14 protein-coding genes are annotated in these 14,902 nt (G+C 69.2%); 10 read left to right on the forward strand and 4 right to left on the reverse strand.

Annotated elements, in window-relative coordinates:
• The first annotated feature begins 24 nt into the window (after positions 1-24).
• Positions 25-1,302 carry a hypothetical protein gene (locus ACFQRJ_RS02360; protein WP_377016637.1) on the forward strand — a complete coding sequence of 426 codons (1,278 nt, stop codon included), beginning with the start codon at positions 25-27 and terminating at the stop codon, positions 1,300-1,302.
• Between the two features lie 32 nt (positions 1,303-1,334).
• Here the strand turns inward: ACFQRJ_RS02360 and recQ are convergent, their stop codons facing one another.
• The gene (gene recQ, locus ACFQRJ_RS02365) at positions 1,335-3,263 is read right to left on the reverse strand and encodes a DNA helicase RecQ (RefSeq protein WP_377016639.1); all 1,929 of its coding nucleotides are present in this window, start codon (positions 3,261-3,263) and stop codon (positions 1,335-1,337) included.
• A gap of 55 nt (positions 3,264-3,318) precedes the next feature.
• Positions 3,319-3,714: a hypothetical protein gene (locus tag ACFQRJ_RS02370; protein ID WP_377016641.1), complete on the reverse strand. Its 396-nt coding sequence runs from the start codon at positions 3,712-3,714 to the stop codon at positions 3,319-3,321.
• Positions 3,715-3,720: 6 nt separating this feature from the next.
• Here ACFQRJ_RS02370 and ACFQRJ_RS02375 point away from each other — a divergent pair, with 6 nt between their 5' ends.
• A complete protein-coding gene (locus ACFQRJ_RS02375) occupies positions 3,721-4,437 on the forward strand; it encodes a DUF998 domain-containing protein (RefSeq protein WP_377016643.1) in 717 nt (238 codons plus the stop codon).
• A gap of 81 nt (positions 4,438-4,518) precedes the next feature.
• On the opposite strand, the gene ACFQRJ_RS02380 is transcribed toward ACFQRJ_RS02375, so the two are convergent.
• Entirely contained in the window at positions 4,519-4,905 is a 387-nt protein-coding gene (locus ACFQRJ_RS02380; RefSeq protein WP_377016645.1) for a hypothetical protein, read from the reverse strand.
• A 119-nt stretch (positions 4,906-5,024) separates the two neighbouring features.
• Positions 5,025-5,534: a dipeptidase gene (locus ACFQRJ_RS02385; protein ID WP_377016647.1), complete on the reverse strand. Its 510-nt coding sequence runs from the start codon at positions 5,532-5,534 to the stop codon at positions 5,025-5,027.
• Between the two features lie 479 nt (positions 5,535-6,013).
• Here ACFQRJ_RS02385 and ACFQRJ_RS02390 point away from each other — a divergent pair, with 479 nt between their 5' ends.
• The 8 genes from ACFQRJ_RS02390 (at position 6,014) to ACFQRJ_RS02425 (ending at position 14,824) form a co-directional block, all read left to right on the forward strand.
• Complete coding sequence (locus ACFQRJ_RS02390) at positions 6,014-6,772, forward strand: Ltp family lipoprotein (protein WP_377016649.1); 759 nt, start codon at positions 6,014-6,016, stop codon at positions 6,770-6,772.
• Between the two features lie 724 nt (positions 6,773-7,496).
• Positions 7,497-8,912, forward strand: coding sequence for an adenylosuccinate lyase (purB, locus tag ACFQRJ_RS02395; protein ID WP_377016651.1), 1,416 nt, complete (start codon positions 7,497-7,499; stop codon positions 8,910-8,912).
• Positions 8,909-9,502, forward strand: a complete 594-nt coding sequence (locus ACFQRJ_RS02400) for a GNAT family N-acetyltransferase (protein ID WP_377016653.1) — start codon at positions 8,909-8,911, stop codon at positions 9,500-9,502. Before purB ends, ACFQRJ_RS02400 begins: the two co-directional genes overlap by 4 nt.
• Positions 9,499-10,281 carry a transporter substrate-binding domain-containing protein gene (locus tag ACFQRJ_RS02405; RefSeq protein ID WP_377016655.1) on the forward strand — a complete coding sequence of 261 codons (783 nt, stop codon included), beginning with the start codon at positions 9,499-9,501 and terminating at the stop codon, positions 10,279-10,281. Before ACFQRJ_RS02400 ends, ACFQRJ_RS02405 begins: the two co-directional genes overlap by 4 nt.
• Before the next feature lie 3 nt (positions 10,282-10,284).
• Positions 10,285-10,956, forward strand: coding sequence for an amino acid ABC transporter permease (locus ACFQRJ_RS02410; protein ID WP_377016657.1), 672 nt, complete (start codon positions 10,285-10,287; stop codon positions 10,954-10,956).
• A 7-nt stretch (positions 10,957-10,963) separates the two neighbouring features.
• Complete coding sequence (locus ACFQRJ_RS02415; RefSeq protein WP_377016659.1) at positions 10,964-11,812, forward strand: amino acid ABC transporter ATP-binding protein; 849 nt, start codon at positions 10,964-10,966, stop codon at positions 11,810-11,812.
• Positions 11,809-13,491, forward strand: a complete 1,683-nt coding sequence (locus ACFQRJ_RS02420) for an MmgE/PrpD family protein (RefSeq protein ID WP_377016661.1) — start codon at positions 11,809-11,811, stop codon at positions 13,489-13,491. The genes ACFQRJ_RS02415 and ACFQRJ_RS02420 overlap by 4 nt, the downstream gene beginning before the upstream one ends.
• Positions 13,466-14,824 carry a M20/M25/M40 family metallo-hydrolase gene (locus ACFQRJ_RS02425; RefSeq protein WP_377016663.1) on the forward strand — a complete coding sequence of 453 codons (1,359 nt, stop codon included), beginning with the start codon at positions 13,466-13,468 and terminating at the stop codon, positions 14,822-14,824. Before ACFQRJ_RS02420 ends, ACFQRJ_RS02425 begins: the two co-directional genes overlap by 26 nt.
• The last annotated feature ends 78 nt before the right edge of the window (positions 14,825-14,902 follow it).

Genomic DNA, 14,902 nt, shown 5'->3' on the forward strand with positions numbered 1-14,902 from the left:
GACGCTCGGAGGAGCACCATGGCGATGAGCCAGGCGAGCGCCATGGCGCTCTTGAGCATCCCGCCGGTGCGGGGACTCGTCTCGGTGGTGGCACTCCTGTTCACTGTCACGTTGCCGTTCCAGCCGGACCTGGGGATCGCCAGCCGGATCGGGTTGGCGCTGGTCCTCCTCCTGCTCAGCGCGGTGCCCTGGGCTGTCACTCTCAGAGGGTTCCTTCAGGACGTGCAGGAGCCGCGGCGTGTCGGTGGTGCCGTCATGATCGCCCAGCGGCCTCGTCGGCTCGCGATCGTGGTGTCCTGGATCGCCCTGGCGGTGCTGGTCGTCGCCATCGTGGTCCTCGGCGTTCTGGTCGGCGTCGGCACTGAAGGTCCCTCCGCGGGCCTCATGGCGGCCGGATCCGTGCTCGCCGCCGTCTTCGGACTCGCGGTGTCCTCGCTGCTGCCCCGGCTCAGCCGGTGGTACGCCGACGGAGCCGGGATCGTGGCCGTGTCCCCTGAGGGCCTGGCCGTCGTCCCGGACCACGGCGGGGATGCCACCACATTTCCCTGGGATCGTGTCGGGCTGGTGCTGGGAGAGTCGCGGGCCGTCTCATCGCTGCCGCCCGATGTCGGCGCCGGGCTCGGGAAGCGCGTCCGCTGGCGGCCCGGGGCGCACACGGCGGTACGGCGCTGGACGCAGGAGGGTTTCGCTCCCACCGCCGCGGAGGTCCGTGGTCTCGGGTTGGATCCCGAGTGGTCTCAAGATCCGGAATCCGGGGTGGCGCCCCGCGCTGGGCAGTGGGTTCACATCGCGCTCATGAGTTGGGCAACCGCGGTCTGCGGGCTACTGGGCGGGGCGATGATCGTGGCGGTCCTCCTGGGAAACGCGCCGTGGTGGGTCCTGGTTCTCCTCGCCTGGGCGCCCGTACTGGGCTTCGTGATCCTCGTCCCGAGACTGTGGCGCCTGCTGCGCACCGTCGGGCGCCGAAGCGCCCGCGTGACGAGCGAGGGCTGGATCGATGTTCTGCACGGCCAGGGACTGGTGCCGTGGAAGCACATCGAGAGAATCGAGGTGGGCGGGCGCCACACCCTGGTGGTCGCTCGGATCGACGCACCGAAGTTCCGCGACAGGGACCTGGGGAATCGTCTGAACCATCGCGTGACCCGGGCCATGGAGAACTGGCCCATCAGGATCCCGAGCGCCGGGCCGCTGTTTCGTGAGACCGATCCACGATATCTCCCGTACCCGCCGGAGACGCGTGCCTTCACCCTGGTCGACGACGCCGAGCGAGTCGGGGGAGTGAACGTCCGCCGGCGGCCGTGAGCGGCGACGGGGCGGGACTGAGAGCGACCCGGTCAGGACGATGTCGTCGCGAGCACCTCGAGCACGCTGTCGCCGTACTCGGCGAGCTTCTTCGCGCCGACCCCGCTGACCCCGCCGAGGGCGGCCACCGAACCGGGGCGGGCTTCGATGATCCCCACCAGCGTGGCGTCGGAGAAGACCATGTACGGGGCGATCTGCTTCTCTTTGGCCACGGAGGTGCGCCACGTGCGCAGCGCCTCGAAGACCTCGCGCTGAGCGGGCTCGAGACCGTCGGCCGCTCGAGACGTCGCCCCGCCGCCCCCGGAGGAACCGCGGGAGGAGCTGCGCGAGCGCGATGGCTTCGTGGGCGTGCGGTCCACCGCGAGTTCGACGGTGACCTCGCTGCGCAGGACAGCCGGTGATTCAGGCCCCGGCACGAGCACGCCGTAGTCGCCGACGGCCTCGACGATGCGGCGGGCGAGCAGTTGGCGCAGCACCGTGCGCCACTCCTTCTCACTGAGTTCCGTGCCGATGCCCCAGACGCTGAGCTCATCGTGTCGGGACTGGCGGGAGCGCTCGTTCTCGCGGCCCAGCAGCACGTCGATCACCTGCCCGGAGCCGAACTTCTGATCGCGCTCGCGGTCGAGGCGGATGATTGCCGAGAGCAGCTTCTGGGCGGCGACGGTGGCGTCCCAGGTCTGCGGCGGGCTCAGGCAGGTGTCGCAGTTCCCGCACGGTTCGGAGTCCTGCCCGAAGTAGCGCAGCAGCTGCACGCGGCGGCAGGAGACGGTCTCGCACAGGGCGAGCATCGCGTCGAGGTGGGCGCGGGCGTTGCGCTTGAACTGCTCGTCGCCGTCCCCGGAGTCGATGAACCTGCGGAGGTTGACCAGGTCGCCCAGGCCGTAGGCCATCCATGCCGTCGACGGCAGCCCGTCACGGCCGGCCCTGCCCGTCTCCTGGTAGTAGCCCTCGATGGACTTGGGCAGATCCAGGTGGGCGACGAACCGGACGTCCGGCTTGTCGATGCCCATGCCGAAGGCGATCGTCGCCACGACGATCAGCCCCTCGGCCCGCAGGAACCGTTCCTGGTGATCCTGGCGCACCGCCGCGTCGAGCCCCGCGTGGTACGGCAGCGCCGGGATCCCGCGATCGGAGAGCCACTGGGCGGTGGCTTCGACGCTCTTGCGCGAGAGGCAGTAGACGATGCCCGACTCGCCCTCGTGCTCGGTCGTGATCAGGCGCAGCAGCTGCTCGCGCGGGGAGGCCTTGGGATCGATGCGGTACTGGATGTTGGGGCGGTCGAAGCTGGAGACGAAGTGGCGGGCGCCCTCCATCCGCAGCCGGTCGGTGATCTCTGCGTGGGTGGCCTCGGTGGCGGTGGCCGTCAGCGCGATCCGGGGCACGCCGGGGAATGCATCGGCCAGCACGGCCAGTCCCAGGTAGTCCGGCCGGAAATCGTGGCCCCACTGGGAGACGCAATGGGCTTCGTCGATCGCGATCAGGGAGAGCTCGGCGCGGCGCAGCAGATCGAGGGTGCGGGGGAGGACGAGACGCTCGGGCGCCATGTAGAGCAGATCGAGCTCGCCGGCCAGAAGCTGCTGTTCGACGGCCTGTGCCTCGTGCGGCTCGAGCGTGGAATTGAGGAAGGCGGCCCGGATCCCGACGGCTTCGAGCGCGGCGACCTGATCGGCCATCAGCGCGATGAGCGGGGAGACGACGATACCGGTGCCCTCGCGCAGCATGGCCGGGATCTGGTAGCACAGCGACTTGCCGCCGCCGGTGGGCATGAGCACGACCGCGTCGCCGCCGGAGGCGACGTGCTCGATGATGGCTGCCTGCTCGCCGCGGAAGGAGTCGTAGCCGAAGACGGTCGAGAGGATGCGCAGCGCCGGGTCGGTGGGGGAGCCGTTCGCCGGGGCGGAGTCGACGGCGACATGCCCGTCGGAAGTCAGGATCGGGTCGGCGGGGTGGGGCTCGTCCATGCTCACCACTGTATGGGGCACGGGCCGGCGTGGCGGACCGCGGTGGACCGGGCCATCATCCATCGTCCTCGTCGCTGGTGTCGTGTTCGCTGTCGTCCTCATCCTCCTCCTCGAAGTCCTCGTCATACGGTCCCCACCACTGGTGCTGACACGATGAGCACGTGCGGTCGGGGCCGATCATCGTGCAGCCGCCGAAGACCATCCACGCCGGTGCGGCCTCCACGTACAGCACGTCCGGCAGCCCTCGGACATGGTGGACGATCTCTCCCGAACCGCAGCTCGGGCACGTTCCACGCTCGGGGAACTCAAGCGGTCGGCCGACGCTGTCGCTCGGCTCGGGTGGAAGGATCATGGGAGCAGTCTGGCGCGAGGGTGTGACAACCGACTCGCCCACGCTCGACCCGACATCGTCCGTTCGGACGAAGACGTCGCGACGCTGCCATCGCACCATGGCGACATGGAGTCACCCGCCCGGTCCACACCGGTTCTGTCCGCATCGGCCCGTGCCGGGATCGTCCTGTGGGCAGTGCAGGTGCTGTACGTCCCGATCGAGCTGGCCGCCGCGGCGTGGAGCACCGCGCCCTACAGCCTGGCGCACAACACGATCAGCGATCTGGGCGCGGTCACCTGCACGTCGATTCCCTACCACTCGCAGCACGTCCCGGTCTGCTCCCCGGCTCACGTGGCCGTCAACGGTGCCTTCATCCTGTTCGGAGCGGCGATGGCGGTGGGCGCCGTGCTGCTGCGCCCGCAGCTGCCGACGGGAGCGATGATGACGGCGGCGGTGGCACTGTGGGTGATGACGGGCCTGTCGTCGATCGGTACCGGATTGACGCCGCTGGATCAGCTGCTGACTCTGCACGTGATCGTCTCGCTCCCGGGCATCGTGCTCAGCGGCGTCGCCATGGCGCTGACCGGGGCCGTGCTGGCACGATCGTGGGATCCACGATGGTGGCGGCTCGTCGCGATCGGAGCGCTCAGCCTCGTGTCGGGTGTTGTCCTGCTGGTCAGGCTCGAGGTGCAGTGGGGCGGTCTGATCGAGCGCTTCGCACTGTGGCCGTCCTTCGCCGCATGCACGGTCGTGGCGCTGGCCGCGCTGCGCCGAGCTGGCGAGCGTGGGCGACCGGGACCGCGACAACGCGGCGCGGCGCGGAGGCGTGACATCGCGTCATGAGACCCCGGGCGTCCGTGCTGGGCAACTGCCTCGTCCTGCAGCGGACACTGCGCTCGATGGCCGGGCCCTGATCGGTGGGTCTCAGCCGCAGGTGTCGCAGACCCCGGTGTAGGGCATGGCGTAGAAGCAGGACGGGCAGATGGTCAGGACCTCTTCCCCCTTGGCGGGCGTCTTCTCGCGGGGCTGCGCGGTGGAGAGGTCGAACCCTTCGACCTGCTGATCCGGGCGGTCCGTCGGGGCGAGGCCCTTGCGGAACTGGACATACCCGGGATGGATGTACATCAGGGAGCGCCCGTTCTCGTCCTGCGCGGTGATGCTGCCGTTGGACTGGGTGCGGTAGAACGTCCGCGCCCCGATGCGATCGAAGTTCTCCCCGATCAGGCGGATGTCGGCGAGGGACCAGTTCGAGTTCCACGCGAGCGCCTCGTCACGGGTCATCCGGCGGCGGGTGGCAGAGAGAGTGTTCATCACCTAAGTAGAGCACGGCGTGTAAAGGCCGCCCGGCGAACCCGACGTGCTCTCTTGACGTATCAGTGTCGGTGTGCCGACTCATCGACGCTGGTCAGCGCGGAGGCTCGGCCGCGTGATCAGCGAGGCGAGTAGATCGCGCTCTCGGCCCCCGTCACGGCGGCCCAGTACCGGTCTCCGAACGACCAGTGCCACCACTCAGGTCGGTAGTTCACGAGGCCGGCACGGGTGAGGGCTGTTCCCAGCGTGTCGCGCCACCATCGCGCCTTCGCCGTGATGTTCCCGGAATCTGTGAAGCAGGCGCCGTCGCTCGCCTCGACATGAACCGTCTGAGCGGACCAGTGGGGATGTTGCCCGGCGAGATCCTGGCAGCGTTCGTCGAAATATCGATGCTGCAGCGTGACGGGACGGTGGCCTTCGACCACCAGGATCCGGATCCCGTCCGGCAGGGCGCGCTGGGCGACCACGAGCCGATCGAGCACGCCGCGTCTGAGCGTGGCCCAGGCCCCTTCCGGATCCTCCTTGCGCCGGTCCAGCAGCAGGTCCGGAGCGGTCCGGATGTCGACCAGGTCGTCACCGCACTCGGTGACGGGTATATCGAGGAGCGTCGGATCCGAAAGCAGCAGCACACGGGCATCGTAGAACTCCCGGAACCCCGCACAGGTGCGGCGATAGGGACAAGGACTGGTCGGGGCGTATCGGTGAATTCTCGGCACGACCACTCCGCGGCCACGCCCGATTCGAGGCGTCGGCTGTCTGACCCCATTCGTACCTTTTCTCCTGAAGGCCCCAACCGGTAGGTGTTCCCCTCCGACATCGCGTCGGACGCCGATGCTCGTCGCAGATCCTGACCCTCGTCGAGCTCACGTATCCGCAGCAGGCCTCTTTTCTCAGCAGTAGCCCTGGCACGCCCGTGCCCAGGGTCCTCACCATGTACACAGAATGGAGTGCAGCTGTGAACAGCAATGCGCCCACGCCCGACGATCCGTCGGCCTCGAATCTGCCGCCCGCCCCGAATGTCGGCGCCGGTGCTCCCGGACCGCACCGCGATGACTCGGCTGCCGTCCCACCCAATGCCCCTGCGCCGTCGCGGAAGAAGAGAAGAGGATTGTTCGCTGCCGGCTGCGGGTGCATCGCTCTGTTCGTGGTGCTCGTCGGCGGCTGCTCCGCCATCGCCCTCTCAGGAAGTGGAGATCCTCAGCCGAGCGAAACGGAGACTGCGGTCGCCGAACCCGCCGACGTCGAGAACGTCGAGGAGCCTGCGGAGGCCGAGGCACCGGTCGACGACGCCCCGGCCGATGAGGACCCTGCGGAGGAGGCGGCAGCTGAGGGGGACGACGCGCCCACTGAGGAAGCCCCCGCCGAGGAGAAGGCGCCGGCCGAGGAGGAGGCGCCAGCTGAGGATGATGTCCCGGCGGAATACACCTCTGCGCTGAACAGCGCCCAGAGCTACTCCGATCTGCTGCACATGTCCAAGCAGGGGCTGTTCGACCAGCTCACCTCGGAGTACGCCGACCAGTTCTCCGATGAGGCGGCGCAGTACGCCGTGGACAACGTGGAGGCGGACTGGAACGCGAATGCGCTGGCCTCGGCCGAGAGCTACTCGGAGACCATGCACATGTCCAAGCAGGGAATCTACGACCAGCTCACCTCGGAGCACGGCGAGCAGTTCCTCCCCGAGGAGGCGCAGTACGCCATCGACACCATCGAGGCGGACTGGAACGAGAATGCGCTGGAGAGCGCCCGCTCGTATCGGGACACCATGGACATGTCGCCCGAAGCCATCCGCGACCAGTTGACGTCGGAGTACGGAGGCCAGTTCACGCAGGAACAGGCCGACTACGCGATCGAGCACCTGGACGACTGATCGCTTGCGCTCCCTGCCCGGCCGTCGAGGCGGGCAGGGAGCGGCGCTCCGTGTCGCCCTTCGGCGCGCGCCGTGCGCGACGCCGGGAAAGCTCTCGCGCCCCCACCGACCACCGCGAGAGTCATCACTGATCGCCCGGCACGCCGTACGACGGGGCCGACGTCGGATCGACCGCACGTGTGAGGTAGTCCTGCTTCTGCGGTAGCCACAGCTGGAGCAGAGGCGTCAGGTCGGCGAGCGGGTCACCGCTGTCGTCGACCCGCAGGTCCGTGGTTCGCCACGCGACGTCTTCGACGACGGCGAGCCTCCGCAGCCGTCACGAAGTACGTCAGCTGGGTCAGGGAGAGGTCGCGTCTGTGCGCGGGTATCCGGTCGCCTCCTGGTCGAACGGGGATGCTCCAGCATGAGGCGTCGCCCGCGGCCGGGTCGGCGGGACGCGCGACAGGACCGATCCGGCAGGGCGCGGCGGTGGTCGGAGTGGCCTTCCGCACGCCCACCGTTACCTGGGGCTCACATTCGGCTCACAATGCGACGCAAAGCGTCACATTAGCCCCTGCATCACGTAGCGTTATGGACGACCGACCCGATGCATCGGGCCACTCCATGCGCCTGCAGGCCTCCGCGAGACCTGTCGCCCCCGACGCCTTCGCCAGGGCACGGAGCGCAGCCCGGGCATCCGGGTGCCCCCATGCATCCACCGACCCACCTTCACGGAAGGACCCCCGTGGCTTCCCACGTCGTCGACATGCTGACCATCGGCAACAGCTTCAGCACCCCAGAGATGCGGGAGATCTGGAGCGAGGAGAATCGCCTGCGCTGTCAGCTGGACGTCGAGGCGGCCCTCGCCGCGGCCGAGGGTGCACTGGGTGTGATCCCGCGCGAGGCGGCCGACGCGATCGAGCGCGCGGCCCACGGCGACTTCGATCTCTCGGCAATCGCTGCCGAGGGTGCCAAGGCGATGCACTCGCTCAACGCCACGGTCACCGCTCTCCAGCACGCCTCGGGTGAGTACGGGGAATGGGTCCACTACGGCGTGACGACGCAGGACATCGTCGACACCGGCACCATCCTGCAGATCAAGGCCGCGATCGTCCCGCTGCGGCGGGACCTGACCGCTGTCGCCGTCGCACTGCGCGACCTCACTGCGGCGCACCGGGACACCCCGATGGCCGCGCGGACGCACTACGTGCAGGCATTGCCCACGACATTCGGATTCAAGACCGCCATCTGGCTGGACGAGGCCCTGCGCCACCTCGAAAGGTTCGACGGCGTCACCCCGGATGTGCTGACCGGCAACGTCTCAGGGGCCGTGGGCACCTACGCGTCCTTCCAGGGGCGCGGTCGCGAGATCGAGCGGGAGACGCTGCAGCGCCTGGAGCTGGCCACGCCGCGGATCGCCTGGCAGGCCGCCCGGGACCGCATCGCGGAGTACGCCACCGTGCTCGGACTGATCTCCACCACGCTCGGCAAGATCGCCACCGAGCTGTCCACCCTCATGCACAGCGAGATCGGCGAGGTCGAGGAGCCCTTCACTGCCGGCAAGATCGGGTCGACCACCATGCCGCACAAGCGCAATCCCGCACTGCTGGAGGGTGCCGCGGCGCTGACCGCGCCCATCAAGCACGCCATGGCGCTGGTCCTGGACGGCTCTGCGACCGTCCACGAGCGCGATGCGATCAGCTGGAGGGCGGAATGGATCGCCCTTCCCGAGATCCATCTCTACCTCTCGGCGCAGCTGAAGACGCTCGGCGGAATCCTGTCCGGGCTCGTCGTGCACGAGGACGCCATGGCGCGCAACCTTGAGCTGCAGGGCGGACTGATCCTCAGCGAGAAGGCCATGTTCGAGATCGGTCGCGAGCTGGGCAAGCAGACTGCCCACCAGATCGTGTACGACGCGTCGATGGCCGCGGTCGAGACCGGCCGGCACCTCGCCGACGTCCTCGCCGAGGACGAGCGTGTCGCCTCCCGCTTCGAGCCGACGATGATCCGTTCCTGGCTGGAGGCGGGCGCCTATCTCGGGGAGACCGGTGCGGCCATCGATGATGTCCTCGCCGCGGCCGACGCCGCCGGGCTGCCCGCCGGTGAGTCCACGAGGCCCGGCCCGGCCGGATCGGCACCGTCCGACGGATCCGCCTCGTGACCGGCTCCGAGACGGGACAGAGCGCGACCAGCCGGCCGGGGTTGGCTCGGCTCGAACAGATCCAGCCCGAGCGCGCCGATGAGTACCGTGATCTGCTGCAGGCCGCCTATTCAGCGAACGTCGAGCTCGGAGTGCATTTCGGTGCCTCGCAGGCCTCTCGAGACGATGTGCTGACGCATCTGCGCCAGAACATCGCCTACGGCACGTGCGACGAGAACGGCGCCCTCATCGCGACCGTCTCCCTGCGCATGCCGTGGGGACCGAACCCGGGGTATCTGGGGCTGCCGCACATCGGCTGGCTCGCCACCCGCCCGAGCCACGCCGGGCAGGGCCTGGCGCGTTCGCTCCTCAGCCAGCTGGAGCAGCAGGTTCTGATCGGTCAGCTCCATGCCCCGGCGGTCTCGCTGGGCACCGCCCAGGATCATCCCTGGCTGGGCGCGTACTACCGCCGGCTCGGCTTCGAGCCTGTCGGCAGCCGGGACCTCGGCCTCGGCCACATCACCGACTTCTACATCCGCCCCCTCGACGACGTCGCCTACGCCGGCTGGCAGGCACGTCACACCGAGCTCTTGAAAGGACTCTCCTCATGAAGCGACGCACCTTCACCCTCTCTGCGCTGGCCCTCCCGGCGCTGCTGGCGGCGTGCAGCGGTGGTGACTCCGGCGCCATCCGCGCCGGGTCCACCGGCCAGTCCTTCCCCAACAGCTACCAGCAGGACGGCACGCTCGTCGGATTCGACGTCGAGGCGATCGAGACCATCGCGGAGAACCTGGGCCGCAGCGTGGACTGGACCAATGCCGACTTCTCCGGCCTGATGGGACAGCTGGAGGCCCGCAAACTCGACACGATCGCCAACAACGTTGCCGTGACCGAGGAGCGCGCCGCGCAGTACGACTTCACCGATCCGTACGCCTACATGGGCGCCACGATCGTCACCACCGGCGACAACGACGAGCTCAACGAGCTCGAAGACATCGCCGGGCACACGATCGCCGGCGTGCTGGGATCGAACAACACCACTCATCTGGAGAACTGGATCTCCGAACACGGCGTGGACGTCGAGATCCGCACCTATGAGACACGCGATGGCGCCATGCAGGATCTGCTCTCCGGCCGCGTGGACGGGTACATCAACTCCACCGGCATCTTTCTCGCCGAGATGGCCGAGAACGGCACGGACCTGAAGTTCGTCGGAGACCCGATTGCCTGGGAGTCGGTGGCTTTCCCCTTCGAGAAGGGTTCCGAGCTGGTCGCTCAGTTCAACGAGCAGATCGCCGCGCTGCATGAGGACGGCACCCTGGTCGAGCTGTCCCAGAAGTACTACGGCGATGACGTGACCACGGAGCCAGAGGGTTACGAAGGGAGCTGATCGATGGATCTCGATCCGGCATACATGCTGGAGGTACTGCCCCAGCTGCTGAAGTTCCTGCCGATCACACTGTTGATCGCCGTCGCCTCGATGGTGTTCGCCATCCTGATCGGTCTGCTCGTCGCGCTGATCCGTTTCCTGCAGATCCCCGTGCTGGATCAGCTGGCCCAGCTGTACGTCTCTCTGTTCCGTGGGATCCCCACTCTGGTTCAGCTGTTCCTCATCTACTACGGGCTGCCGCAGCTGATCCCCTCGCTGTCGACCATGGACGCGCTGACCGCCGCGATCGTCGGGTTCTCCCTCAAGGAGTCCTCGTATCTCGCGGAGATCTTCCGCGCCGCCCTGACCAGCGTCGACAGCGGACAACTGGAAGCCGGTCTGGCGACGGGGATGACCGCGCCGCAGGTCTACCGGCGCTACATCATCCCTCAGGCCGCCTACAACGCCCTGCCGGCTACCGGCAACATCTTCATCTCCCTGCTCAAGGAGACCTCGGTGGCCTTCACTCTGGGCCTTACCGAGTTGTTCGCCGAGGCCAAGATCGTCGCCTCCGCATCCTTCCGGTTCTTCGAGACCTTCCTGGTTGTGGGGCTGGTGTACTGGCTCCTGGTGATCGCCTACTCCTGGCTGCAGGGCCGACTCGAGAAGCGCCTCAGCCGCGCCTACGTGAGGTGAACCCCGCATGATCGACGTCAAAGACCTCAGCAAGACTTTTCACGGCAGGTCCGGAGAGAACACCGTCCTGGACGGCGTGGATCTCCAGGTCGGGACCGGCGAGGTGGTCGCGATCATCGGGCCCTCCGGCTCGGGGAAGTCCACCCTGCTGCGCTGCCTGAACCTGCTGGAGGCCCCCGACACGGGGACCATCGGCATCGACGACGTCAGCGTCGTCGCGCCCCGCATCACGGGCCCTCAGAAGCGAGCGCTGCGCTCGAAGACAGCCATGGTGTTCCAGAGCTACAACCTCTTCCGCAATCGCACGGCGCTGCAGAATGTCATGGACCCGATGACCGCCGGCGGGACCTCGAAGGCGGACGCCGCCTCGCGGGCGCGCGAGCTCCTCGAGCGCGTGGGCATCGCCGAGACGACCATGCAGCAGTTCCCGGTGACGCTGTCCGGCGGGCAGCAGCAGCGTGTCTCGATCGCCCGTGCCCTGGGTGCGCAGCCCTCGGCGATCCTGCTGGACGAACCCACCAGCGCCTTGGACCCCGAACTGGTCGGGGAGGTGCTCGCCGTGATCCAGGACCTCGCAGAGCAGAACATCACCCTGGTCATCGTCACCCACGAGATGGCCTTCGCCGCCGACGTCGCCGATCGCGTGGTCTTCATCGATGGAGGCCGCATCGTCGAGGAGGGACCGGCTCGCGAGGTCATCTCGACCCCGCGCGAGGAGCGCACACAGCGGTTCCTGCGTGAGACCAGCGGTCCACGGCCGCCCGCGCCGGCGGCCGGACAGAGCGCCGAGGAGCCGGGGGAGGAGGCCCCGGGCCTGGGCCGCTCTCCACTGGATACGAGGGGTCCGCTGGGGTGAGCGTGAACGCTCCGGAGAGCGCCGACGAGTCCGTCCGGGACGCTCTCGCCCGGGCCGTGCACGAGGCCGACCCGTTCTCGGACCCCTCCTGCGCAGACTGGCTGCGGGACGCGGCCGGCACGGCGGTGGCCGATGTCATCGCCGCATCCTTCGCCGTCGACGCCGACCCGTCCGCCCGTGCAGATCGCGACGGGCTCCTGGACTGGGCCCTGGCCGAAGGCACCCCGGCAGACCCGCGGGCTGTGATCGGCAGCGGGCACGCCTTGTCACCATCGCGCGCAGCCCTGGTCGGCGGATTCCAGGCTCACCTGCTCGATCTCGACGACACCCATGAACTGGTTCGGGGCCACCCCTCCGCGGTGCTCGTGCCCGCCCTCCTCGCCCTGGCCGGCCCGGACGACCCGATCGACCGGCTGCTGGCCGCCTACACCGTCGGGCTGGAGGTGATGGCCCGACTCGGCGAGTCTCTCGGGCCGATGCACTACCAGGCGGGATGGCATCCCACCGGAACCGCCGGTGCGGTCGCGGCGGCGGCCGCCGGAGCGCACCTGCGCTCCCTGCCCGTCTCCCAGGTCGCCACAGCACTTTCCGTCGCCGCCTCGAGGGCCGGGGGTGTGCGTGCGCAGTTCGGCACCTCGGGTAAGCCGCTGCACGCCGGTCTCGCATCCCAGAGCGGCGTCGACGCCGTCGGCTGGGCCCAGGCGGGCCTCCGCACGGCCGAGGACGCCGTGCTCGGCCCCGCCGGGCTGCTCGCCGCTCACGGCGTCCCCGAGGAGGGACGGCGTGCGGTGGTGGCCGGTCTCGGGACGCCACGGATGGCCCGGGACGCCGTGGGCAGCGGCTCCGGTGCTCGGATCGACGGTTCCACCGGCCCGGCCCCCGGCACCGCCTGGGCGCTGCTGGACCCCGGTCTCTGGTTCAAGCGCTACCCCTTCTGCTCAGCAGCGATGGCCGCGTCCGATGCCGCCTTCGCCCTCGCGGCCGGGCTCGAGGGATCCGCCTCTGAGCGCGCACGAGAGATCGCCTCGGTGACCGTGCGGATGCGCCCGGGCGCTGATGCGGCACTGATCCATACGGCTCCGCGGACCGCAGAGGAAGCCCGCTTCAGCGTCGAGGCCGTCGTCGCCCTGATCCTCCTGGGTCACAAGCCTTCCCTCGAGCATCTCGCCGGAGGCAGCCTGGACCCGCTGGTCGCAGAGGTCGGCGCCCGGATCCGCCGGGAACACGTTCCCGCGCCCGCCGGAGCCCCTGGGCTCCGGAGCCAGGCGGGCCCCGCCGCGCCCGAGGATCCTCCCGTGTCAGGTGGTCCCGCCGGGTCGAGCAGCCCTGCCCGGGCTGGCGCCGGCCGTCGAGACTTCTGGACGGAGGTCGTGCTGCGCACCACCGATGGCCGCACCCTGACGGCGCATGCCGATCGGCCACTCGGGGCACCGGAGAACCCGCTGCCCGCGCCCGCCCTGCGCGACAAGCTGGTCGCAGCCACCGGTGATGCCGCCCGGGCTGACCGGATCCGCTCACTGCTCGGGGTCGACCACCGCGCAGGCGCGGACGTCGCCGTCCCCGGGACGCCCCCGGGCACGGACCGCCCCACTATCGTGCAGCTGGCCCCGCTGCTGCAGGACCCACCGCAGTACCCCGACGGAAGGAACCCCGGTGACCATCACCGCCGCCACCGATGAGCAGCTCGCCCTCGTTCAGGACGAGGCCGTGCGCATCACGCGCGATCTGATCCGCATCGACACCAGCAACTACGGCGGCCACGATCCGGCCACGTGGGGACCGGGGGAGCGCACGGCCGCTGACTACGTCGTCGCCCAGCTCGAAGAGGTCGGCCTGGCACCGGAGATCATCGAATCCCGGCCCGGCCGCGCGAACGTCGTCGTGCGGGTCCCGGGATCGGATCGCGAGCGCGGCGGTCTGGTCATCCACGGTCACCTCGATGTGGTGCCGGCTCACGCCGAGGACTGGTCAGTGGATCCTTTTGCCGCCGAGATCGTCGACGACGTCCTCTACGGCCGCGGCGCGGTGGACATGAAGGACATGGACGGCATGATCCTCGCCGTCGTCCGTCACCTCGCCCGAACCGGCCAGAAGCCGCCGCGCGACCTGGTGATCATCATGTTCGCCGACGAAGAGGCGGGCGGGACCTACGGATCGCGCTGGATGATCGCCAATCGCCCCGACGTGTTCGAGGGATGCACGGAGGCGATCAGCGAGGTGGGCGGTTACTCGATCACCCTTCCGGACCGGGCGACTGGGCAGGATGTGCGCGCCTACCTGCTCCAGACCGCGGAGAAGGGGTACGCGTGGATGCGGCTGCGAGCCACCGGCCGCGCCGGCCACGGCTCCGTACCCAACGACGAGAACGCGATCGTGCGTCTCTCGCGGGCCGTCGCGGCGATCGACGACCACGTCTTCCCGCGCGAGTACGTGGCGAGCGTCCGCACGCTGTTCGACCGGGTCACCTCGATCACCGGCACCCCATGGGACGAACAGGACGTCGAGTCCTTCCTGCCGCTGCTGGGTGGGGCCCGCCAGTTCGTCACCGGCACCCTCGCCGACAGCGCGAACGTGACCACCTTCCACGCCGGGTACAAGGGCAATGTCATCCCGCAGACGGCCGAGGCGGAGTTGGACTGCCGCTTCCTGCCCGGGCACCAGGACGACCTGTTGGCGCTGATCGACGAGCTCTCCGGCGAGCATGTCGAGGTGATCGTCGACAAGATCGGCATCTCGCTGGACGCGCCGCACGAGACGCCCTTCGTCGATGCGATGCACCGCTCCATCCTCGCCGAGGATCCGGGCGCCGAACTCGTGCCCTACTGCCTCAGCGCCGGCACCGACAACAAGCAGCTCGCGCAGATCGGCATCGACGGGTACGGCTTCGCTCCGCTGCAGCTGCCCGCCGACCTCGACTTCGCTCCGCTGTTCCACGGCATCGACGAGCGTGTCCCGGTCGACGCGATCCGGTTCGGTGCCCGCGTCCTGCTTCGGCTCGTCGCGGACTGCTGAATCCTGCACCACTGCGGACCGTGAGGGAGGCTCCCCGGCAAGGGAACGCTCCCGTCCGAGATCACGTGACGTCGAACG

It is taken from the genome of Brachybacterium sp. GCM10030252, from assembly GCF_042666535.1.
In the GTDB taxonomy this organism is placed as follows: Bacteria; Actinomycetota; Actinomycetes; order Actinomycetales; family Dermabacteraceae; genus Brachybacterium.